Origin of the sequence: Jeotgalibaca porci (assembly GCF_011299095.1) — a bacterium.
Taxonomy (GTDB): Bacteria; Bacillota; Bacilli; order Lactobacillales; family Aerococcaceae; genus Jeotgalibaca; species Jeotgalibaca porci.
On sequence record NZ_CP049889.1, the window covers coordinates 1,132,294 to 1,155,272 of the forward strand.

Annotated in this window: 26 protein-coding genes; all 26 read right to left on the reverse strand. The window is 41.3% G+C overall.

What is annotated here, in order from left to right; all coding sequences use genetic code 11:
• Positions 1-162: 162 nt before the first annotated feature.
• The 26 genes from treC to fliF all read right to left on the reverse strand — a co-directional run bounded on the left by treC (position 163) and on the right by fliF (position 22,954).
• Positions 163-1,815, reverse strand: coding sequence for an alpha,alpha-phosphotrehalase (treC, locus tag G7058_RS05740; protein WP_166062649.1), 1,653 nt, complete (start codon positions 1,813-1,815; stop codon positions 163-165).
• 66 nt (positions 1,816-1,881) lie between these two features.
• Positions 1,882-3,396, reverse strand: coding sequence for a PTS system trehalose-specific EIIBC component (treP, locus tag G7058_RS05745; RefSeq protein WP_166062650.1), 1,515 nt, complete (start codon positions 3,394-3,396; stop codon positions 1,882-1,884).
• Positions 3,397-3,547: 151 nt separating this feature from the next.
• Complete coding sequence (locus G7058_RS05750) at positions 3,548-4,786, reverse strand: carboxylate--amine ligase (protein WP_166062652.1); 1,239 nt, start codon at positions 4,784-4,786, stop codon at positions 3,548-3,550.
• Positions 4,783-5,526, reverse strand: coding sequence for a cell division ATP-binding protein FtsE (locus G7058_RS05755; protein WP_227004511.1), 744 nt, complete (start codon positions 5,524-5,526; stop codon positions 4,783-4,785). Before G7058_RS05755 ends, G7058_RS05750 begins: the two co-directional genes overlap by 4 nt.
• A gap of 18 nt (positions 5,527-5,544) precedes the next feature.
• Positions 5,545-6,213 carry a flagellar hook-basal body protein gene (locus G7058_RS05760; protein ID WP_166062653.1) on the reverse strand — a complete coding sequence of 223 codons (669 nt, stop codon included), beginning with the start codon at positions 6,211-6,213 and terminating at the stop codon, positions 5,545-5,547.
• A 13-nt stretch (positions 6,214-6,226) separates the two neighbouring features.
• A complete protein-coding gene (locus G7058_RS05765) occupies positions 6,227-6,595 on the reverse strand; it encodes a flagellar basal body rod C-terminal domain-containing protein (protein ID WP_166062654.1) in 369 nt (122 codons plus the stop codon).
• Positions 6,588-7,304 (reverse strand): sigma-70 family RNA polymerase sigma factor, encoded by a 717-nt coding sequence (locus G7058_RS05770; protein WP_166062655.1) that lies wholly within the window; start codon positions 7,302-7,304, stop codon positions 6,588-6,590. The genes G7058_RS05765 and G7058_RS05770 overlap by 8 nt, the downstream gene beginning before the upstream one ends.
• Positions 7,305-7,326: 22 nt before the next feature.
• Entirely contained in the window at positions 7,327-9,414 is a 2,088-nt protein-coding gene (gene flhA / locus G7058_RS05775) for a flagellar biosynthesis protein FlhA (protein ID WP_166062656.1), read from the reverse strand.
• Positions 9,415-9,438: 24 nt separating this feature from the next.
• The gene (gene flhB / locus G7058_RS05780) at positions 9,439-10,506 is read right to left on the reverse strand and encodes a flagellar biosynthesis protein FlhB (RefSeq protein WP_166062657.1); all 1,068 of its coding nucleotides are present in this window, start codon (positions 10,504-10,506) and stop codon (positions 9,439-9,441) included.
• Between the two features lie 10 nt (positions 10,507-10,516).
• Positions 10,517-11,275, reverse strand: coding sequence for a flagellar biosynthetic protein FliR (locus tag G7058_RS05785; protein WP_166062658.1), 759 nt, complete (start codon positions 11,273-11,275; stop codon positions 10,517-10,519).
• Positions 11,276-11,284: 9 nt separating this feature from the next.
• Positions 11,285-11,548: a flagellar biosynthesis protein FliQ gene (gene fliQ, locus G7058_RS05790; protein ID WP_166062659.1), complete on the reverse strand. Its 264-nt coding sequence runs from the start codon at positions 11,546-11,548 to the stop codon at positions 11,285-11,287.
• A gap of 11 nt (positions 11,549-11,559) precedes the next feature.
• Complete coding sequence (fliP, locus tag G7058_RS05795) at positions 11,560-12,339, reverse strand: flagellar type III secretion system pore protein FliP (protein ID WP_166062660.1); 780 nt, start codon at positions 12,337-12,339, stop codon at positions 11,560-11,562.
• The gene (locus G7058_RS05800; RefSeq protein ID WP_166062661.1) at positions 12,291-12,629 is read right to left on the reverse strand and encodes a flagellar biosynthetic protein FliO; all 339 of its coding nucleotides are present in this window, start codon (positions 12,627-12,629) and stop codon (positions 12,291-12,293) included. The genes fliP and G7058_RS05800 overlap by 49 nt, the downstream gene beginning before the upstream one ends.
• 23 nt (positions 12,630-12,652) lie before the next feature.
• Positions 12,653-13,117: a flagellar basal body-associated FliL family protein gene (locus tag G7058_RS05805; RefSeq protein ID WP_166062662.1), complete on the reverse strand. Its 465-nt coding sequence runs from the start codon at positions 13,115-13,117 to the stop codon at positions 12,653-12,655.
• Positions 13,118-13,120: 3 nt separating this feature from the next.
• Positions 13,121-13,870, reverse strand: a complete 750-nt coding sequence (locus G7058_RS05810; protein WP_166062663.1) for a flagellar motor protein MotB — start codon at positions 13,868-13,870, stop codon at positions 13,121-13,123.
• Complete coding sequence (locus G7058_RS05815; protein WP_166062664.1) at positions 13,863-14,669, reverse strand: motility protein A; 807 nt, start codon at positions 14,667-14,669, stop codon at positions 13,863-13,865. Before G7058_RS05815 ends, G7058_RS05810 begins: the two co-directional genes overlap by 8 nt.
• Positions 14,669-14,875, reverse strand: a complete 207-nt coding sequence (locus G7058_RS05820; RefSeq protein ID WP_166062665.1) for a flagellar FlbD family protein — start codon at positions 14,873-14,875, stop codon at positions 14,669-14,671. The genes G7058_RS05815 and G7058_RS05820 overlap by 1 nt, the downstream gene beginning before the upstream one ends.
• 18 nt (positions 14,876-14,893) lie before the next feature.
• The gene (locus G7058_RS05825) at positions 14,894-15,751 is read right to left on the reverse strand and encodes a flagellar hook-basal body complex protein (RefSeq protein WP_166062666.1); all 858 of its coding nucleotides are present in this window, start codon (positions 15,749-15,751) and stop codon (positions 14,894-14,896) included.
• 33 nt (positions 15,752-15,784) lie between these two features.
• The gene (locus G7058_RS05830; protein WP_166062667.1) at positions 15,785-16,174 is read right to left on the reverse strand and encodes a flagellar protein; all 390 of its coding nucleotides are present in this window, start codon (positions 16,172-16,174) and stop codon (positions 15,785-15,787) included.
• Positions 16,175-16,182: 8 nt separating this feature from the next.
• Entirely contained in the window at positions 16,183-16,608 is a 426-nt protein-coding gene (locus G7058_RS05835) for a flagellar hook capping FlgD N-terminal domain-containing protein (protein WP_166062668.1), read from the reverse strand.
• A 13-nt stretch (positions 16,609-16,621) separates the two neighbouring features.
• The gene (locus tag G7058_RS05840; RefSeq protein ID WP_166062669.1) at positions 16,622-17,713 is read right to left on the reverse strand and encodes a flagellar hook-length control protein FliK; all 1,092 of its coding nucleotides are present in this window, start codon (positions 17,711-17,713) and stop codon (positions 16,622-16,624) included.
• 116 nt (positions 17,714-17,829) lie between these two features.
• A complete protein-coding gene (gene fliJ / locus G7058_RS05845; RefSeq protein ID WP_166062670.1) occupies positions 17,830-18,261 on the reverse strand; it encodes a flagellar export protein FliJ in 432 nt (143 codons plus the stop codon).
• Between the two features lie 17 nt (positions 18,262-18,278).
• Positions 18,279-19,595 carry a flagellar protein export ATPase FliI gene (fliI, locus tag G7058_RS05850; RefSeq protein ID WP_166062671.1) on the reverse strand — a complete coding sequence of 439 codons (1,317 nt, stop codon included), beginning with the start codon at positions 19,593-19,595 and terminating at the stop codon, positions 18,279-18,281.
• The gene (locus G7058_RS05855) at positions 19,596-20,360 is read right to left on the reverse strand and encodes a FliH/SctL family protein (protein WP_166062672.1); all 765 of its coding nucleotides are present in this window, start codon (positions 20,358-20,360) and stop codon (positions 19,596-19,598) included.
• Positions 20,344-21,348, reverse strand: coding sequence for a flagellar motor switch protein FliG (gene fliG / locus G7058_RS05860; protein WP_166063728.1), 1,005 nt, complete (start codon positions 21,346-21,348; stop codon positions 20,344-20,346). Before fliG ends, G7058_RS05855 begins: the two co-directional genes overlap by 17 nt.
• Positions 21,349-21,352: 4 nt before the next feature.
• Positions 21,353-22,954: a flagellar basal-body MS-ring/collar protein FliF gene (gene fliF, locus G7058_RS05865; protein ID WP_166062673.1), complete on the reverse strand. Its 1,602-nt coding sequence runs from the start codon at positions 22,952-22,954 to the stop codon at positions 21,353-21,355.
• Positions 22,955-22,979: the final 25 nt, after the last annotated feature.

The window sequence follows — 22,979 nt, forward strand, 5'->3', positions numbered from 1 at the left end:
AAACAACATCATTTCTTATTATAATTATACCACACCTCCCGGTTTCTCATAAAAACGGATGCGAGTTATTTGGAAGAGTTCCGTTTCGCAAAGTTGGCACTAACAAAAATAGCCCTGCATGACAAAAATCATACAGGACTACCTTTTTATATTTTAAATGTTTTATTTCAACAAGAATGCGACGGTTTCGTAAGGACGCAGAGTCATTTCTTTCTGCAAGCTTGCCGTCTCATAGTTCCCAATCACAACTTCTGCTGCTTCATCGATATATTCTTCTGGTAGAGTCAGCGTGTAGTCTGTCCCATAGAAATGATTCAAGACTAGCAAACGTTGTCCGTCTTTCTCACGCACATACGCGTAGACTTCCTTATCATCCAAAAGAATGCCTTTGTAAGAACCATCAGAAATAAGTGGCATTTCCTTACGTAATTGGATTAATTTTTGATAGTAAGGGAAAATCTTACCATCAGCGATTTCCTTTTCAACGTTTACTGTTTTGTAGTTATCTGCAACGTTTAACCACGGTGTGCCTGTTGTAAAGCCGGCATGCTCGCTACTATCCCATTGCATCGGTGAACGTCCGTTATCACGTGATTTTTGGCGGATAATTGCCATGGCTTCTTCATGCGTTTGATCTTTCAAACGCAAAGCTTTGTAAGCATTGTGCGATTCGATATCGGCATACTCATGAATATCTTCATAATCCGGATTGGTCATCCCGATTTCTTCACCTTGGTAAATATACGGTGTTCCGCGCAATAAATGCATCGTTTGTGCCAACATCGTTGCTGTTTCATATGGATAGTTTTCAGTATCACCAAAGCGGCTGTTCGCACGCGGTTGGTCATGGTTGTTCCAGAACAATGCGTTCCAGCCATTGCCATCAGACATCCCTGCTTGCCACTCATCTAGCAAACTTTTCAGTTCCAAGAAATCGAAAGGTGCATTACTCCACTTTTCGCCGTCCACATAATCCACTTTCAAATGGTGGAAACTGAAAATCATGGATAACTCATTACGGGCCGGATCAGAATAAAGAACGCCATTTTCGACTGTTGTCGATGACATTTCCCCAACGGTTACGATGTTTTCGTGCTTTCCGAAACTCTCGATGTTCATTTCTTTTACCCATTCATGAACAATGGGTGTGTCCGTGTACAAGCTCTTCTCATTTCCGCCTTCGCTATCAACGAGTACTTCTTCTTTTCCAATAACGTTCAATACATCAAAACGGAAACCAGCAATACCCTTTTCCAACCAGAAATTAACCACTTTATATAATTCCTCGCGAACTTCAGGGTTACGCCAATTCAGATCCGCTTGGGTTTTATCATAAAGACATAAGTAATATTTATCGGTATCTCCGAATGGCGCCCACGCATCACCTACGAATTTAGATTGCCAGTTAGTTGGCAGGCTGCCGTCTTCCTTTGGTTCACGAAGAATGTAATAATCCTCATATTTTTTGTCGCCGGCCAGTGCTTTTTGGAACCATTCATGGGTTATGGATGTATGGTTAAACACCATATCAAACATCAACTCAATCCCGTGTTCCTTCGCTTTGGCGATTAACGCATCAATATCTTCCATTGTGCCGAATAACGGATCAATAGCGTAATAATCAGTTACGTCATATCCATTGTCTTTTTGTGGTGACTTGAAGACTGGATTCATCCAGATCATCTCAATCCCTAACTTTTCTAAGTACGGTAACTTTTCAATAATTCCCTTGATATCTCCCATACCGTTGCCATCCGAATCTTTAAATGACTTCGGGTATAACTGATAAATAGCTTTCTCTTTAAAATTTCCCATATTAAAAGCCCCCTCTAACATTAAAACAGGAGCAAAAGTCGAAATCACCTTTGCTCCTCAGTTTAATTATCTGCCTGATTCAATTACTGGTGTATCATCAATTTCGCCTTTAGGAACAAGGATCCCTTTTTTCTCAAATAAGACTGTCAACAAGAATGGGACAACAATTGCGATACCCATTGCTACAAAGAACATTGGCCAGTGTTCGAATTGGATGGATAAGAATCCAGGAATACCACCAACACCGATTGATGCTGCTGTTACGCCAGTTAGTACCGATACGAAGCCTGCTAGCCCTGATCCGACCATTGCGGCTACGAATGGATAAATATACTTGATATTAATACCAAACATTGCGGGTTCAGTAACACCTAGGTAACAGGAAATCATAGCTGGAATAGAAACTTGCTCTTCTTTTTTGTTTCCCCTGTGCATCCAAATAATTGCAAGAACTGCAGAACCTTGCGCAATATTTGATAGTGCAATCATCGGCCATAGTTGTGTACCACCGAAGTCTGATTGCAACTGTAAGTCAATCGCGTTGGACATGTGGTGTAGACCTGTAATAACAAGTGGTGAATAAAGAGCACCAAACACAAGTCCGAATAACCAGTTGAAACTGCTTGTGATACCGGAGTAAACCACGTTTGAAATCCAATTACCAATTTGCCAACCAATTGGTCCCAATACCGTATGGGCAATAATAACAGTTGGTAATAGTGCAAAGAATGGGACAAAAATCATGGAAATCGCTTGTGGAATCCACTTACGTAGCCAGATTTCCAAATACGCTAATGTGAAACCAGCCAACATTGCCGGTAATACTTGCGCTTGGTAACCAATCATATCAATTTGGAAGAATCCAAAGTCCCAGAATGGTATTTCCCCTGCTGCAGCTGCATCAGCCACACCATAAGCGTTCAAGAGTTGTGGTGAAACCAACGTTAATCCGAGTACAATACCCAAGATTTGCGTTGTTCCCATTTTTTTCGTTACACTCCACGTAATACCTACTGGCAGGAAGTGGAAAATTGCTTCACCAATGAGCCATAGGAAGTGGTTCACACCGGACCAGAATTGACTCACATCAACAATGCGATTATAAATCGGCTCGCCAGCTGCTGTTACTTGCGCAACACCATCTTGCATCAATTGACCGAGAGATTCCATTTGAATCCCTTCTAAGACATTACGGAATCCTAAGATAAGACCCCCAACAACGATTGCCGGAATAAGTGGACTAAAAATTTCTGCTAAAACGGACATGGCACGTTGAACTGGGTTTTGATTTTGTTTGGCAGCGGCTTTCGCTTGGTCTTTCGAAACGCCTTCTTTACCGGATTGCTTCGTGAACTCGTTGTAGAACATTGGCACTTCATTACCGACGATTACCTGGAATTGACCGGCTTGGGTAAAAGTACCCTTGACTGCCGGAATATCCTCAATCTTTTTCACATCTGCCGCGGATGGATCATTCAATACGAAACGCATCCGAGTTGCACAATGCGATACTGCCGAAATGTTATCGGGACCTCCTATATGCTCAAGTAGGTCTGCAGCATCTTTCTTAAAATCAGCCATTTTTGCTCCTCCTTTTTAACTTGTATATACAAGTCATCGGTACAATTATCATAACGTATTTAAATTCGTTTTGCAACCGTTTTCTAATTACTTTTAAAGAAAATGATTTATACGCTTCTGATGACAAAAAAAGCCATAAACAGAAGTCTGTCTACAGCTTTTTTGTATGGAGTACGTGTGGGTTGAATGACGTATATTTCGTCTCAATCGGTTTAACTTTTCCTTCTAGAGACTTGTATTTCCATAGCTTCCGATAAAAATTAAGCGTGGAAATACCAATATACAATTTGCGCAGCCAGTTGGTCTCATAAGCAGCTACCAAGGGATGAACCACAGGCATGGTTCTGAGTTTTGGAAACTCTACACGGTGCTCCAAGAGATGATTGGTTAGCGCGCTGTAGATAATTTCTTTCTTAAAGGGCGCAAATGAAAGTTCCTTTTTGAGCAGGAAGTCTTCTATATAATAAGCTGCCACATTATAGCCGGCAGCCGTGACATAATAATTGCTTAAACCTAAACGACCGTTCATTTCAAAAAAAACATAATCATTCCGGCGGGCATCATATTTCACATCAAAAGTAGCAAAACCATAGAAGCCGGTCGCCGCAATCATCCGGGAAATAGGTTCCTCCACTTGCTTTTCTTCGCGAACCCAGCCTGCCAAACTATTTCCAATCGCAGACGGTGTCGGATCATCTACTAAGACATTTGCATAAGAAAACAACTTAATCTGTAAATCTTTTTGCGAAACATAAACCGTTACAATTCCCAGATGCGTATCGTCTCCCGGAATATACTCTTGTACAAGTAAATCGGACGTGTAACCTGCCTGACGGATACGGGAAATGATTGTAGCTGCTTCCTCTTCATGTTGGCAAATATAGACTTTATTCTTTCCTTCAAAATCTAAATTGTGATATTCCGTTGTCTGAGCGGCTTTAATAATGACCGGATAAGCGAGTTCAAATGTTTCCGATTCACGTAAAACGACTGTGCGGGGATGCAAAATATCCAATTGTTCACACAGGTTACTAAAGTTAGTTTTATCGACAACTGAGATATACGATTCGTAATCCGAATAAGGGACAACCCATTTTGATGAAAAATGGGTTCTATTTTTGATCAGCAGTTCCACATATCGGTCATCACTACCAAAAATTATTTTTTGCGTTTCTGGATAATCTTTTTGAATAGCCGCCATTGTACATGTCAGAGCCGTAAAGTCTTGCATATCTACTTGATAATAAAATTCAAGGATACGTGAATTTCGTACCGGACCTGTCTGGAAGGGACTAATAATGATGGTTTTTACACCATATTTTTCGTAAAAGGCGCGCGCTAGGCTATATGAGCCGCGGTTTGCTCCCATAATAACAGGGGTAAAGTTCATGCATGTTCGTCCTTTCTACACAATATAAAAATCTTTTTTCTTATAATCGTACTGTAAAGAACCAACTGCTTTTTTTGATTCATCAGCAACCAGCTGTCCCCAGACATTGTCAAAGAACGGAAGTGGAAGCGCTGAAAAATGTGTTGGTCATGAGTTGCTAACAAAACAGTCGTGCCACGGCGGTTAATCCGCATAAGCAGACGGAAAATTTCCATCGATGCGCGCGGATCAAGATTCCCAGTCGGTTCATCGGCCAAGAGAATCCGAGGTTCATTAATAAGCGCGCGGGCAATTGCGACACGTTGCTGTTGTCCCCCAGAAAGTTCTTCCGGATAACAATCAGCTTTATCGGCGAGTTCCACTAAGGTCAGCGTTTGTCTAATACGGGCATCCATTTCTTCTTCAGGAAAAGCTAAAATCTCGAGTGCAAAGCGCACATTTTCATACACAGTTTTTTTCGGTAACAGGTGATACTCTTGAAAGATGATGCCGATATCGCGACGTAGTTTATGTAAATCGCGTACTTTAATTTTTGAGATATCGCGTTCGTCAATCATCACAGTTCCCGAAGAAATCGCTTCATCGCGGTATAACGTTTTTAGTAATGTTGATTTCCCTGATCCACTCGCACCTAGTAAATAAACAAACTCGCCTTCTTCAATCGTAAAGCTCATATCACGAATCGCTACAACTCCGCGCCGATAAACCTTCCCCACATTTTTACATTCAATAATAGTCATCGCTTCTTACACTCTTTCTTATTGTTTGAACTGGTTAATGCCACTCATCATCTCGTCTGTACTTTGAGCAGCTTTTACATTCATCGCATATGCCCGTTGCGCAATCATCATATCCGTTATAGCCGTAGCTAAATCGACATTCGATTGTTCAACAAATCCTTCCAACACTTCTACTCCAACTTGTTGCATCGCACCTGTTGCCGTGTATTTATTCTCGCCGACAGGTACCAGTTCCCCCGCATTTAAAGCCGGTTGAAAGACAGCAGGTTGACTCCCATTCATTGTGATTCTCTCACCGCGTGCGTTCACGACCGCACCAGCTAAATCGCGTGTAAATGCACCATCGCGTGTGTAATAGATTTGATTGTCTCTTCCTGTTACTTGGAAGAAGCCATCGCCCGCTATTGCAAATTGATCCGGCCCTTCACTCGCTACAACTTTACCCAGCGACATGTCAACGGTGTAATCATCGGCGCGAACTCCGCTTTGAATAGCAACCGTATCAACATTATCATTAAGTAAGAGCGTATCTGTTGCTGCATAATTATTGGTCATTAATTCTTCGAATTCCGCTTGACGCGCTTTGTAACCAAGCGTATTCACGTTGGCGACATCATTTGCGACCGTATCCAAATGATATTGGAACGCATGGAGGCCGGATTTAGATACATTTAATAGATGACTCATTTACGTTCTCCTCCTATACCTTTCCAAGCTCGTTACTTGCTTTACGCAACGTCTCATCACTTGCATGCAGGGCTTTTTGATTGGATTCAAACTCACGTGCAATCTTCATTAGCTCTACCATTTCATCGGCCATGTTTACTTCATCAAGCGTGTATACTTCGTCGACTTGATTCCGCAAAGCGAGTCCGCCTAATCCCGTTTGCTGGTTCCGTTCTGGGCCGCCCAAGTTGTTGATAAGAGCGACTTGCCCGTCTGCACTTTGAACCATCTTTAAAGCTTCATAGCCCGGTGTGTTCACATTCGCAATGTTCGTACTCACCATCTCTTGTTTCTTTTGCAAAATGTTGAAATTATGTTGTAACGTATCCATACTTCTAATCACGGTAATTCCTCCTTAGATAATCACGTAGCGAGCTGACACACTTCCCATGAATCTGGGAAACCCGCGGAATTGAAATATCAAAAACATACGCGATTTCCTTTAATGCCAATTTTTCGACATAGATAAGCTGTAAAATCTGTTGTTCGCGTTCAGATAATGACGCAACTGCCTCTTGCAGTTTTTCCACTTGCTCCTCATGAAGCAACGTTTCATCGAAACTTAAAACTCTATCATCCTCAATAAAATCGCTCAATACCGAGCCTGAACTTTCATCTTTGTAGATCGTTTGCTCTAGACTGACAGATGATAATTGGTGAATTGTTTCATAGACACCACTTAAATCTTTCTGAGCTAAATCTAACTTTTCAGCTATTTCACTTTCTTTTGCTGGTCGTTGGAATTCATTCTCCAGTTCTTCTTTAACGCGATAATAACTCTTTAATTTATCCATTCCTGTACGTGTTACAGGTGAAGATTTCCGCACCTCATCGATGATGGCCCCGCGAATACGCGTATAGGCATAACTTTCAAAAGGAACCTTTTTTGTATGATCGTATTTTCCCAGCGCGTCCATTAATCCGATGACACCAAACTGGTATAAGTCATCATAATCAAACGCATGACTTTTCACTTTTAAGCCTTTAACAACTTTTTCAACCAATGGCAAATATTCTAAGATTTCTTGTTCGCGGGTTTGTTCGTTAAGCATGGTTCACCTCCCGATGATCAATCTAATTCACATTTTCAACCATACCCTCTGCCGTAATGGCAATTTCATTCGGCACTTCATTCAAGGAGAGCACAGCTAATTCTGGGAAATTATAAGCTAATAAGTTACGTAAGGCCGGTCTATTTTTTGGTGATACAAGCAAGACATGCGGGATACCTTGCGTTTCAAGTGCAAAAGTCAAACGTTTCACGCTATCAAACAAATGATTGATGATATCGCCTTGCAAGACAGGAATTGATCCAGCCGATGATTTTTGGATACTTTGTCCGATTAATTCTTCTAAATCAGGATGGACGGTTACGACATGCAACACACGGTCTTCATCCAAGAACGGTTGCACAACTGTCTGTCTCAACGCTTGACGAACATATTCCGTTAACAACTCTGTTTCTTTAACGGTTGTTCCGTAGTCCGCCAACGTTTCTAAAATAGACACCATATCTGTAATTGGAATTTGCTCGCGCAATAAGTTTTGTAAGACCTTTTGTACTTCTCCTAAACGTAATACGTCTGGAATTAACTCATCAATAACAACGTTATATCTATCTTTCAAGCCTTCTAACAATTGCTTCACTTCTTGACGACCCAATAATTCAGAACTGTTTTGACGAATGGTTTCTTTCAAGTGTGTCACTAAAACAGTCAATGGATCTACAACGGTAAAGCCGTGAAGGTCCGCTAATTCTTTGTCGTTTGATTCTATCCACAAAGCATCCAAACCAAATGATGGTTCTTTCGCAGCAATCCCTTTAAATGGTACTTCTTCACCTTCAGGCATCAACAACAATTCTTTGTCCATATACAATTCACTCTTGGCTTGAATATTACCTTTGATTTTGATGACATATTCATTTGAACCCAGTTGTAAGTTATCTCGGATACGAATCGGTCCAAGTAAAATTCCCAACTCTTGGGCGAACTGTTTCCGGATGATTAACACGTGATTCATAATATTCTCATCTTTACTATCATCCGCAATACTGATTAAGCCATAGCCAATCTCAATGGATATGGGATCGATTTGATGAGGGACAATCGCATCATTTGTATTCCTATCTCTCTCAACACGATTAGCTGACAGTTGCGCCTGCTCTTCTGCCACCGCTTGTTCAAAACTTTTCTTCTCCGTTTGTAAGGCCAGGTAACCGGCTGTGCCGGCACCGACTGCTACAATTAGAAATAGGAAGAAAGGAAAGCCCGGAACGAGAGCAAAAACAAGCATAATACCACTTAACAAGAACATAACTTTTGCCGTTGAAAATAACTCTGGGATTAAGGAGCTACCAAAGCTTTTTGAATTTCCGGAACGCGTTACTAAAATACCTGATGCAATCGAAATCAAAAGTGACGGTATTTGGCTTACTAAACCATCTCCGATTGTCAATTTCCCAAAGCGTTCCAAAGCTTCCATAATTCCCATGCCATTTTGCAGTGAGAAAATTAAAATCCCACCGATTAAGTTGACAGCCGTAATAATAATACTGGCTGTCGCATCACCTTTGACAAACTTACTTGCCCCATCCATGGCACCATAAAACTGCGTTTCGCGTTCTAAATCATTCCGACGCTTTTTAGCTTGGTCTTCAGTAATCAAGCCTGAAGCTAAATCCGAGTCAATCGACATTTGCTTTCCGGGCATCGCATCCAACGTAAAACGTGCGGATACTTCAGAAACCCGGCTCGAACCACTTGTAACAACAATCATCTGAATAATAAAGATAATCAAGAAGATAACCGCTCCGACAACGACATTGTTTCCAGCCACTAAGTTAGCAAACGTATCAATAACTTGTCCGGCATCTCCCTTGGTTAGAATCAACCGCGTAGACGAAATATTCAATCCCAGTCGAAACATGGTCGTAATCAATAAGATGGTCGGGAAACTTGAGAATTCCAAAACACTTTTCGTAAAGAGTGTTAAAAGGAGAATTGTAAATGATAGTGCGATATTAATAATCAAGAGAAAATCTAGAATCGTTGCGGGCAAAGGGATGACAATCATTGCCATGATTAAAACAACGAAGATGGAGACACTCATATCCATCATTGTTGTTTTCTTTTTGCTTGGCTGTTGTGTTTGTGTTGCCATTTATCCTTCCACCTATCCATTCCATTAGATTTTCTTTTTATTCATATTTTCCATTTGATAAACGAGGGCCAACATTTCAGCAACAGCTTGATACATGTCTGCTGGAATTGATTGTCCGACTTCGACTGATTTATACAAACTGCGGGCGACTGGTTTATTTTCCATAATAGGCACACCGTGTTTGCCAGCTCGCTCTCTAATTGTAGCAGCCATGTGATCGGCCCCCTTCGCAACAACTGTTGGAACAGGATCTTTCTCTTCGTCATAACGAATTGCAATCGCCAAATGGGTCGGGTTTGTTATAATCACAGCTGCCGTTTCGACATCTTTCAGCATACGACGGGTTAATTGGCGGTGTTTCTGTTTCCGCTGTGACTTTATGTGCGGATCGCCTTCGTTTTGCTTGAATTCATCTTTTACTTCTTGCTTCGTCATCTTAAGTTGTTTCTGATGATCATATTTTTGATAAGCAAAATCGGTTGCTCCCAGAATAAATAAGACAACTGCTAATTTGGTACTGACTGTCTTCACAATTTCCAAAACAATAAAAAATATTTTTTCTGTGCCGACTGAACTGGCATTCAAGGCATAGTAGCCAACTTGGTTCGCTGATGATGCGGCCATCCAAAAGATAAGACCCAACTTCGCCATGTTTTTCAACAATTGAAAAAATGCTTTTTTGCTGAACATATTTTTTAGTCCCGAAACAGGGTTCATCCGATTGAACTGTGGCTTCATCGGCTCAGCGGACAAATAAAAACCAACTTGAATGATATTTACGACAATGCCCGCTACAAAGGCGACTGCTAAGAAAGGACCTGCCAACATAAAAAAATAAAGAATGGCTTGCATCCCGATTTGGTTCATATTGTTTTCCAAACTGTCGGCAGAAAGATCAAACGTGAACATCCGTATTAGAATCGGATAAACATTTTGTAAGGTCATCGTCACGAGTGAGACACCCACTAAGGCAAAAATGGTAAAAGTTAAAGAACTACTTAATTCCTGACTCTTAGCTATTTGGCCTTTCTTGCGGGCATCGCTCAGTTTCTTGGCACTGGGCTTTTCCGTTTTTCCATCGCGTTCGGACATGTTCTCACTCCTAAATCGAAACTAAAGAATTAATAAATTCGTATGTGTGGTGAATCATCTGCGGCAATACATCCGCAATATCGCGGTACAGCGTTGGCAAGAATGCGAGCAAAAAGGTCACCACGACCAATACTTTCAACGGCATACTCAAAATAAGAACGTTAATCTGAGGCACCGTCCTAGATAAAATCCCCAACAGAATCTCTGTCATCAGAGCCACAATAAGTAACGGTGCTGCCAAGTTCAAAGCAATCTCGAAAACTAAGGTAAAGAGCGTTAGAATCCCTTCCACTTGCACTGACATTCCCGCTGTTTGAACCGGTATAGCTTCAAAGGAATATGCTAATGTTTTTATCATCTGATGATGCATATCGGTCAGAAAATAAATAGCCAATGAAACCCAATAATACACACGTCCTAAATAAGAGGCATTGACTCCGATCGTACTGTCAAAGAGTTGCGCCATAGAAAAACCTGCTTGGACATCGGCAAAAGCACCTGCCATCTCAATCGCTGAAAAGAACAACTGAGATACGTAACCAATGGCAAGTCCCAACAGTACTTCTTGAATACCTTCCCAGACAAAAAACGGCACAGATAACTCCGGATAGCCTGTCGGTGCGAATGGATAGAGCGGCAATGCTAAGCCTACCGTTAAAGCAACTTTCCAAATGGTAGGAATTCCTTTAAATGAAAAGCCGGGACATACAACGACGAAAGCACCAATTCGCATGACCATCAATAAAAAAATCTGTAAATCTGCATTCACATCGTCACCCTACAATCCTGAAATAATTTCAAAGATTTTTTCAGTATACGCAATGATGCTATTCAGCATAAAATTTCCGAAAATAATTAATGAACCAATGACAGCCAACACTTTCGGAACAAAACTTAAGGTTTGCTCTTGTATTTGTGTGGCAGCCTGAATGACACTAATAACCAAACCGATAACCAGTGCAATTAAAAGAACCGGTCCCGCTACCGTCATAATCGTTACGAACGCTTCCCGTAAAATATCTAAACTGCTTTGAATCGTCATGATGATTCCTCCTACTGAAAGCCGAGAACGACTGATTCAACTACTAAATACCAGCCATCTACTAATACAAACAACAACAATTTAAACGGCATGGATATCATAGCCGGTGATAGCATGAACATCCCCATCGACATCAAAATACTGGAGACTACCATATCGATAATTAAAAACGGAATAAACAAAAGGAAACCAATCGTAAAGGCCGTCCGTAATTCACTAATCGCAAATGCTGGAATAGCCGCTACCAAAGGAATATCCGCTTCCGCTTCTATCTCACTATCATTTTTTGCTAAATCCAAAAACAATTGGAGGTCTTTATCACGAGTCTGATTCAACATAAACGATTTAATTGGCTTTTCAGCACGCTCATAAGCTACTTCCAAGTTAATTTCATCTGCTAATAATGGTTCCAATGCTTCCTCATACACAACCGAATAGACCGGCTGCATAATGAAGAGGCTCAGAAACATTGCCAAGCCAATAATGACTTGATTCGGCGGGTTTTGTTGTGTTCCTAAAGCGCTTCGCAAGAACGAAAGCACCATAATGATGCGGGTGAAACTACTGGTTAGAATTAAGAATGATGGCACAATACTTAAGAGACCTAATAGGACATACAATTTAACTGTATCCGGTGTTGCCGGAATATCGGTTAAAAACCCGTCCAACTCTACAGCGGATACTTGTGATTGTGTTAGAAAGAAGAAAAAGAGTGTGAGAGCTCCTATATGTAATAAACGTTTCACGATTGTTTCCTCTTTTCTAACTTTTCCGTCAAAACGGTCAGCCATTCTGGTTTGTTTTCTTGTTCTTCGGCAGTTTCTATGTATTTTTCTAATTCGGCTCCATTCAACTCTTTGAGAATCTCATTGTTTTGTTCTGTGCCGCTCATTAAATAATATCTACCGACCACCTCAATAATGTATAACGATGATGTTTTACTCAAAGGTAGTCGCTCAATGACCTTGATATTTCGAGCACTTTTCATCGCTAATTGATTCAATTGTTTAATTAAATAATTTGCAGCGATAATAATCACAATCAATGCGGCCATACTCTTAAATACAAATTCGATTCCCATACGTTGGCTAAAGCCCCTTCCTGTTACTGCATAACCATATCGGTTATAAATACTTCTTCGATGATTGTGTCACCTAATAATTGATTTACTTGTTCTTCTACTTCTTGCTTAATAGTGAGGTTACTGCCTTCTTCGTTAAAAACAGATTCCGAAGTTTTTTTACGTAACAAAGCAATGATTGTGTCCCGTACTTTCGCTTCTTCCTCTAAAAGAATTGTTTCCTTCTCTTCATCTAATACAGCAAAGGTAAAACCCATTCTCAAAAAGCTTTTGTCATTAGAAGCCAGCGGTTTTAAGTTAATTAAAAACTCGCTATACGGTACTTTTATGTATATGATTTCTTCTGGTTCCGACGGTTGCATGAACGCCAACGCTTGATCTGATGTGAGGTAAGAGCCCAAAGCTCCCCCTCCTACTCCAAGAATGGCAACAACGACGCCGAGGATAATCATTTTAGGTAAATTCATTCCTGTTTTTTCTTTTTCCATTTATTATCCCTCCGGTTCGTAAACAACGACGATATTTACACGTCGATTGCGGGCACGGTTTTCTTCTGAATTGTTAGGAGCTAAAGGTTGATACTCACCGAATCCCACTGCAGAGAGACGGCTCGTATTTACGTGTTCATTCTCATTCAAGTAGCGAAGGACTGAAACGGCACGGCCAACAGAAAGTTCCCAGTTCGTTGGGTATTGTCCATACGCATTGGGAATATCATCCGTATGCCCTTCTATCACAACTCTATTATCCAATTGGTTTAATAATTTACCGACTGATTTTAAGACCGAACGTCCTTCCCTGGAGATTGAAGCACTCTCTTTTCCAAACAGGATGGCATTACTGACGTTAACGTAAATGCCTTTCGGATCAGCAGTGATAATCACTTTATCTTCTAAATCATTCTTTTCGACAAAATTGATAACGCGGTTGTATATTTCAATCAGTGCCGGGTCCAGTTCAGCCACTTCCAACTCTTTGGCTGGTACCACTGTTTCGTTTGTTCCCGTATTATCATCCTCAAACGGTACAATCACTCCGTCTATGATGCCTTCCCCTCCACCAATTAAAGATGAAGAAAGGGATTGTGCAGCTTGAGTGAACTTTTCATTACTGACATTCGACATCGAAAATAGCAAGATAAAAAAGGTTAAAAGCAAAGACATCAAGTCGGAGAAGGTGGTCATCCAAGAAACGCCACCCCCGTCGCTATTTCCTGCTGATTTTTTTCTTCTTCTAGACATAACTATTTCCCTCGCTTGGTTCTAGCAAAGGTTCAGGCCTCTCTTTCGTTGCAATGCCATCCAAATAGCTTTCTAGTTTTTGTTCGATGACGCGTGGGTTTTGACCGGACTGAATCGCCAAAACACCTTCCATCACCATTTCATTTACGGTTGCTTCTACTTGCGTCAGTGATTGTAAGTTTTGAGCAATAGGCAAGAAGATGAGATTCGCCATTAAGCTTCCGTAGAATGTGGTTACCAAAGCAACGGCCATCCCACTACCAATTGCGCTTGGGTCTGTCAACGCGCCTAGCATGTTGATAAGACCAATTAATGTTCCGAGCATCCCAAAACCTGGCGCTAAGTCGCCCCACTTCAGGAATATATTTTGACCAACGCTGTGTCTGGCTTCCATGTTATCGATTTTAGTTTCTAAAATTTCACGGATATTTTCTGGATCCATGCCGTCGATAACCATCTTAATACTGTCTGAAAGAAATTCATTCTCAATCTCAGGTATTTTATTATCTAATGCCAACAAACCCTGGCTACGTGAAATACGTGATAACTCAACGATTTGCGTGATGAGTTCACCCTTGTTCGTATCATCTTGTACAACTAATTTTTTTATTACGCTTGGTATTCTTTTTATTTGATCAAAAGGGAAGCTCATCATTAGAGCAGCAAATGAGCCAAAAATCGTAATAACAATTGATGGTCCATCGATGAAAGATGTGAGCTCACCATCTAATGAAATTGACCAAAATACTAGAAATAAACCTACTCCAAGAGCTATCGGAGTTGTAAAATTCTTCTTCATTATTGTTCTGACTTCCTTTCAAAAGGGTTCATGACTTCACGTTTAAATGCCATTACCTTTTCTGCAATTTCCTCAGTTGTATCTTGTACACGCAACGTTTTACCGTTTATTAAGGTAATAATCGTGTCATACTCGACATCTACGCGATAGATAAGGTCATTATTTAAAAGAAATTCTTTACCGGTAATTGTTTTTAGTTTAATCATTATTTTTATCCCTTATGCTTAACGTTTCAACGCTAGTAATTCTTCTAACATTTGGTCAGAAGTTGAAATACTACGTGAACTTGCTTGGTATGCACGTTGCGCAACAATCATTTCCGTGAATTCGTTAGACAAGTCAACGTTTGACATTTCCAAGAAGCCAGAGCGGATTTTTCCGTACCCTTCTGAACCAGCTGAACCAACAATCGGTTGGCCTGAGTTTAATGTACTGCGGTACATATTTCCGCCTGTTTTTTCCAGTCCACCGGCATTACTAAAGTTTGTCAGCATCATCTGTCCAACAACCATAACTTTGTCATTGTAAACGCCCAAGATTAATCCACTAGAATCGACTGAATAGCTGTCCAATTTAATACCGTTATTTAGTTGAGGAATCGAAATTCCTTGCAAGTTACCGGTTTCTAATGCGGCTGGTGCCGTTCCAGTATATTCAACTGGCACATCAAGCATACGACCCAAAACTTGGTAACCAGATGCTGTAATAAATTCATTATCAGCATTCATGTAGAAGCCACCGTCACGTGTGTAAAGAACGTCTGCGTCAGTCCCATTTGAGCTAACAGCGAAGAAAGAATTCTCACCTGTTTCAATCCCGAAGTCTAAGTCCCGGCCTGTTGATTGTAAGGAGCCACTTGTCATAACCGTATCAATCGAGCCCAATTGCATCCCCAAGCCCACTTGTTTACCGTTGATATTGGCTTGTGCGCCTTCTAGAGATTGGCTGATCATATCTTCGAAACGAACCCGACCTGTCTTGAAACTTGTTGTATTCACGTTTGAAATATTGTTCGAGATAACGTCCATTTTTGTTTGAAGGTTTTTCATTCCACTAATTCCTGAATAAAGCGATCTAAGCATGTTATTTTCCCCTATCAAATAAATTTATTGTATTCACATCAATCGGTCAGTGAATTGGGTTTCCTTGCGGTCCAACCCTTTTAGTTCTCTTACAAATTTTGTACTATCAATATTTGTTACAGTATCCAGTTCGTCTGGATTGAGAGCAGTGATAATAGTACGGTTTCTGACACTAGCTATCAGAGCTAAGTCCTTGTAAAGGAGCAAGGATTGCTCCGAACCTTTTTCTTCAAGTTCGTTTACAGCTGTGTTCAATGTCGTCATATCTTGCTGCGCCAACGAGTATCCCCGTTGTTCTAGTCGTTTCCTCGCATGATTAGAGACCTTTAGTTCCGTGCTTGTCAGCGTTTCTTCAAACTTCTTCGTTTGTTTTGGTACAATCGGCTGTGGTGGTGTTTGATAGGCGTGTTGATTTATTCGCATAGACAAAACTAACCCATCCCTACTTCTTGTATATTACTCATATAGTAATCTTTTCCATTGATTTGGATCGTCGCGTATCCATTAAAGAAGCGCGTTTTTTCAACCGTCCCTGTTACAACAGCTCCATCTTGAGCAACGGTTACTTCCTTACCAATCATCGATACGGCTTGTTGTTGTTGCGTCATTAACATCGTTGTTGTTAATGAATCTGTCAGTGTTTGCAGTTGTTCAATCGTACTGAATTGAATCATTTGGCTCATATAATCCATTGAATTATCACTACCACTGCCACCTTCTGAAGCTACAGACGGCATCCGTAAAGAAGCTGCCATAATTTTCAAAAAGTCATCCATATTCATGTCTGAATTAGATTGCTTGCTTTTATTAATAACCTGATCGGTTGAGCCAATGGTGAAATTTGAAGATATATTCATTTTTTATCCTCCTCTATACATAAAGACTTAGTCCACGTCCTTCACTAACATTCGTGCTTTCGATTTCTTCTAACTCTTTGTCATCGGCCACATGCTGCTTCGGTGCGTGTTGGGACTGCTTGCGTGATTGAAACCCTTGTTGCGGTTGGAATAGCATATCTGGTGGACGCACATCGATTGCAATTGTTTGGACAATCGGATTCTTCGGTAAAAACTCGCGGATTAAGTCGAGTTGGTCCGTCAGTTGCTGTTTGACTTCATCTTTTTGAACGACAATGCGTGCTGCAACCTTATCCTGTTGCCATGTTAGTTCAATCTCCATCTTCCCAAATGTTTCGGGTGTTAAGGAAATTTGAATGACCTTCGTTGTCGGTGTGGGTGACTGTTCAAGGGTCACCTTAATCGTTTCGCCCAGTTCGCGAATAACTTGTGCCGGTTCTTGCCATGTCAGAGTCGTTTTAGTTACTTCAACAGGTGTTGATGTCGCTTGCGTTATCGTCCGAGTTGATGATTGAATAATATGGATACTTTGTCGTTCTCGTTGATCATTGGTGTCGTTCATCTTCTTTTCAAATGACGATACGGATTGAGTTTGGTTCATGACTTTCGCACCATCTACGCGTAAACTTTCTATGAATGTAATCTTTGACTCTTCTTGTTTGAGTAGGTCGATTTCTGGTTCGCTTGGTAATTCAAAAGCGACTTTGTCTTCTTCTACCTCAACCATCTCTTCTTTGGCATCCATGGGGTTCTGTTCATGAATGATAGGAGGTGCTGGTATGTCTTTCGGTGTTCCCGTAAAAGTGGGTCCGATTGCTTCGCTGTTATCTTCAATTGCTTCCGTTAAAGGAGCAACAATAATGGCTATCGCAGCATTTTTTTCAAGGGGAGCAAAATCAGCTGTTTTTACTTCAGCTACAGGCGGTTGTTGAATCGGTAAGCGGATAAAATACTGCATGGCTTGAGCCAATGCCTCATCCATCTCTGTCGTCTCTTCTTTCGCCGGCTCCTTCTTTTCTTGCGGTTGGTTAGCGATTTCAGTAACTTGCGGTTCATCTTGTAAGCCTTCATCCGTTGTCAGTTCTCCTAAAAGCTGTTGAAACATCAGGCTCTCTTCAGACGAAACTGACTGGGGAGAAGGTATTGGTTGGGATACGGCTATTAGTGACGTTAATGCTTGCGTTTCCAGTCTATACTCACCTCCTTTCACTCACATCATTCTTAAAATGCTTGGCGTTTATAACCCATCGTGGCGAATTCATCCAGTTGCATTTGTTCATTACGTTGCTCCGCTAAATAGTGAGTGAGAAATTCTTTTTCCTTCAACTTTTCCATTGCTTTGCGATCCGTATGAGCTGAAATCAACTTGTTTTGTGCCGCATTTATTTCAGCTCGCGTCAAATCCATTTGATTCTTCTGCTGGATAATCTTTTCATCAATAACAAGCTTGTAGTAGTCGTTGTAACGTAAGGATTGAATATGTACATTGTCTACTGCTTCATTTTTTACTCTACGATTTTCTTTAATTAATTCTTGAAGATGGTGGTTTTCTATCTGAAGCCGTTCCTTTAATTGTGTAACTTTCAGGCGCGCCTGTTCTTCCAAATCCATCCGCCAATCTAAAATCTTTTCCATCGAAAATTGTTTAACCAATCTCTTTCACCTCATGCTTACCGCTGGTTTAACGTAGTTGCCAGCATATCCAATGTGTCCGCGAATAAATACGGATCTTCTACTTGTTGTTTTAGAAAATCTTTAATCGGCAAATGTAATTGAATCGCTCGGTCAACCCGTGGATTCGTCCCGCGTTGATAGGCACCCACATCAATTAAGTCTTTTGATTCTGCGTAGAGCGCCATATTTTCTTTGAGTTTCCCTGCTAATTGATAATGCGTGTCTGAAACAATCTCTTTCATCAGACGACTGATACTGTTTTGAATATCGATGGCCGGGTACTGGTTCTCGGCAGCGATTTTCCGTGACAATACGATATGTCCATCCAATATCCCCCGAACCGTATCGGCAATCGGCTCATTCATATCATCACCCTCAACCAGAACGGTGTAAAATGCAGTAATGGAACCTTTATCAGACATCCCGCTTCGTTCCAATAGCTTCGGTAAAGTAGTAAAGACAGAAGGTGTATACCCTTTTGTGGTTGGCGGTTCGCCCGTTGCAAGACCAATTTCGCGTTGCGCCATCGCCACACGTGTGACTGAATCCATCATCAAGACCACTTTTTTACCTTGATCACGGAAGAATTCGGCAATCGCGGTAGCGGTGTAAGACCCTTTTAGCCGCACCAATGGCGGTGAATCGGATGTCGCACAAACAACGACTGATTTTTTGTAACCTTCAGGACCGAGATCTTTCTCAATAAATTCCAAGACCTCACGCCCACGCTCACCGATTAAACCAATCACAATCACATCTGCTTCACAATAGCGGGCAATCATCCCTAACAATGTACTCTTACCAACCCCGGACCCGGCAAAAATACCCACCCGTTGTCCTTCACCAATCGTTAGGGTGGCATCTATTGCTTTAATTCCTGTGGGTATCACTTTTTCTATTTTTTTCCGTTTAAAGGGATCGGGTGCACTTCCGTTCACATCGCGGCGAATCCCTTCGAACTGATATTGGTGGGACATCGGACGCCCCAATCCATCAATAGTAGTACCTAACAAGGAATCAGAAACTTCTACTTGTAAGGTACGGCCCGTTGGATGTACGACACACCCCGGACCGATTCCTTCTAATTCGTCTAAAGGCATCAGCAAAACGGTTCTCTCAACGAATCCAACGACTTCACAGAGTACTTTCTTCTCTGTTGCTTTAATTTCAATCTCGCACACTTCGCCAATGAAGGCTTCTAAACCTTCAACCTTGATTATGAGACCGGTTACCTCACTAACCTTCCCCTTGACTTGGTGATATGTTTTCTTGCCGAGCTTCTCCTGATAACTTTCAAAAGGAACATCAAACATTTAGCTCACCATCATTTCTGACAGTTCTTCCACCATTGCATCCAATTGTTGCTTTACTTGCAGGTCTACAATCGCATGAGAAGTCTCAATAATGCAGCCATTTTCTTCTAGTGATGAATCAACTAACACGGCAAAACGGTATAAAGGAAACGTCTTTTCCAGTTCTTTGATCTTTTCTTTGGTAAAATTTTGCAATTCAGGCGTTACCGTTAAGGTGATGAATTTACTTTCTTGGACCATTCGACTCAAGATGGGCTCTAGTAGCGCAATAATCTTTTCATCAGATGTATTAATTTTTTCATGGATTACTTTTTCGGCCATTTGTGCAGCCAAGGCAATGATTTCTTCGCGTTTAGCTGTATAGAAAGCATTCACTTCTTGCGAAGCCATGCTCATCATTTCGTGAGCAGCTTGTTTTAATTTCTCTGCTTCTACTTGAGCAGCCTCTAATCCCGTCTGATAACCGGACTGGAAGCCCATTTCCTGACCTTGAATTTCGCCGGCTCTAAAGCCTTCTGCTTCTGCTTGTATGCGTGCTTCTAAAGCATCTTGCTTCGCTGCTTCAACAATCGCACGTTTTTCTTCTTCTGCTTCTTTCAAAAAACGTGCCATCTGTAATTTTTCTTCGTGATAAGCATCCCGCTCTGGGCTCGTATTTTGGATGGTTTCAATAATATGTTCTACTTTTAATTCTGTTTGAATATCCGCAGTCGTTGTATCAACAGCCATATTTCCTGCCTTAATCACTCTATGAGATAACAGCATCTTGCTCACCTCGTCTTAAGTAAATCTCGCCGCTTTCATCGAGCGTTCGAATAACACCAACAATTTTCTGTTGCGATTCTTCGACAGCTGATAGACGTGCTGGCCCCATAAATTGCATATCTTCTTTCATTGTTTCAACTGCACGTTGCGACATATTGCTGAAGATATAGTTGCGAATATCATCTGCCACACCTTTCAGTGCTAACATCAAGTCATCATTATCAACCAAACGCAAGACTTTCTGTACGTCTGCATTTTGAAGGGTTGTGATGTCTTCGAATGTAAATAGGTTGGCACGTACTTCGTCAGCCAAGTCCGGATGACGATCATCCAGTGCATGGAGAATATTTTTCTCTGTCCCACGTCCAACTGAATTCAGGATTTCAACCAACGTATTCACGCCGCCGACTGTTTCCGTTTCATTTTCCACATAGCTAGAGAATTTGTTCTCGATTACTTTTTCAATCTTTTCGATTACTTTTGGTGAAGTACGCGTAATCGTTCCAATTCGTTCAGCGATTTCCGTTTGTAGTTCCAAAGGAAATTGCGCCAGAATCAAGGCTGCTTTATCCGGTTGCATATAGCAAAGAATCAAAGCTACAGTTTGTGGCTGCTCATTCAAGAGTAAATTCTTTAACTGCATCGGATCGGCTTTACGGGCAATATTGAAGGGACGTTCACGCAATTGAATTTGCGTTAACATATCAATCACTTCTTTTGCACGCTGCGCACCTAACGCCCGGTTTAATACTTCACGTGCGTAATCAACACCGCCATCGATGACGTATTGCCGTGCTTGTGACATCTCTATAAATTCATCCAAGATTGTTTCGCGATCTGTCGGATTAACGAAATCAATGTTGGCAATTTCATAACTTACTTTTTGGATCATTCCGTCCGGTAAGTGTCTCAAAATTTCAGCCGAAGTTTCCGCCCCTAGAGAAATAAGGAGGAGGGCTGCTTTTCTAATTCCAGACATTTCTTCCATCTCATTACTCATCCTTCATCCACATTTTTAGAAGGTCTGCTACCATTGCTGGATTTTCTTTCGCATGGTTGTGTGCTTCCGTTTCTTTCTTCAACTTTTCACCTTGGAGTAATTCTTGAAGAGAGTCCTTCTCATCTTTCTCGGCTAATTCCATCGCTTGCAAATGAAGCATATTCTCACTGTTGTCTTCTACTTCTTCGAATTCGTCCTCTTCTTCACGGCGACGACGACGGCCGGAAATAACAACAGCGATAATCAAGCTGACAAGCATAAAGCCGCCTATCCCAATCAGGTAATACTTGTAGTCATCCCATAAGGTTTGAAGGGAGTCCACTACTACTGGCTCCGTCACTTCAGGCGTTGTTGCTGTTAAGAAGCGCGCTCCGGTTACTTGAACATCATTTCTCTCTGTCGTTCCGACAACACCCATTGCAATTGTTTGCAATGCTTCTTGTTCCATAACAGCAAAACTTTCATTGTATAAAATAGATACAGAAATATTTTCAACCGCCCCTGTCTCTAAAACACGGCGTTTCGTAGTCGTATCAAACTCATAATTGGTTGTACTGTTGTATTGTGCTGTATTACCACTTTCACCCTCAATAATTTGAGTGACTGAAACATCATTTCCACTTAATGCACCATCGCCGGAACCAATTTCTCCACCCGAGGCAGAAATATCTTGGCTACGCACAAATGGTATATCACTGCCTTCACCTGCAGCACCGGTTTGACCATTTGAACCGTAATCAATAACCTCTTCTTCCGCAATATCAAAGTTCATCTTGACGTTGACGGAAACGGATAAGTTCTCAACACCATAAACTGGTGCTAACGTTGCTATTAACTTACGCTCCAACTCTAAAGCATACTCGCTTTCAATTTGACGGTTTTGTGAAGCTAAATCAGCAGATTGTACATTCGTACCCGATTGGATAAAGCCGCTTAACAGCTTACCGCTTTGATCTACGATACTCACGTTTTCTATCGGAAGATTGTCTACTGCTCCGCTCACTAATGCTGCCATTCCTTGAATAGCTGACGTTGAAAGAGTATTGTTCCCTGTTGTAGCAACAATAACCGAAGCAGTTGTTGCCAATGTGTCTTCCGGACGTGTAAAGACACTTTTTTCCGGTATTGATAGGAGAACTTTAACGCTTTCGACGCCACTCAAGGCACCAATCGCGCGTTCTAATTCACCCTGAATAGCCCGTTGTTGCATAATCTTACGGTCTTCATCCGTTGCCATCATGCTTGTCGAATCAAAAATCTCAAATCCCACAGATGAATTGGGCAACATATCATTAACTGCTAAGTTAATCCGGTACTTATCCACGTGCTTTGCATCGATATAGATGGTCGTGCCGTTATCCTCTAATCGGTACGAAATTCCTTGTGCATCGAGATCACTTACAATTGCGCCAGAGTCTGCGGCCTCAATTTCCGAAAATAAGAGCGCATACTCTGTTTTTTGCGCAAGAAAAGAGACAATTCCTCCCACGAAAACGATAAGTGTAAGTATACTGACCAAACCTATACGTTTTAGCCGAGATAAATCGTCCCATCCCGATTTAATTGTCTTACCTATATTTTTAAAAACATCCATTGACTTCCATAGCTCCCCTTATCGA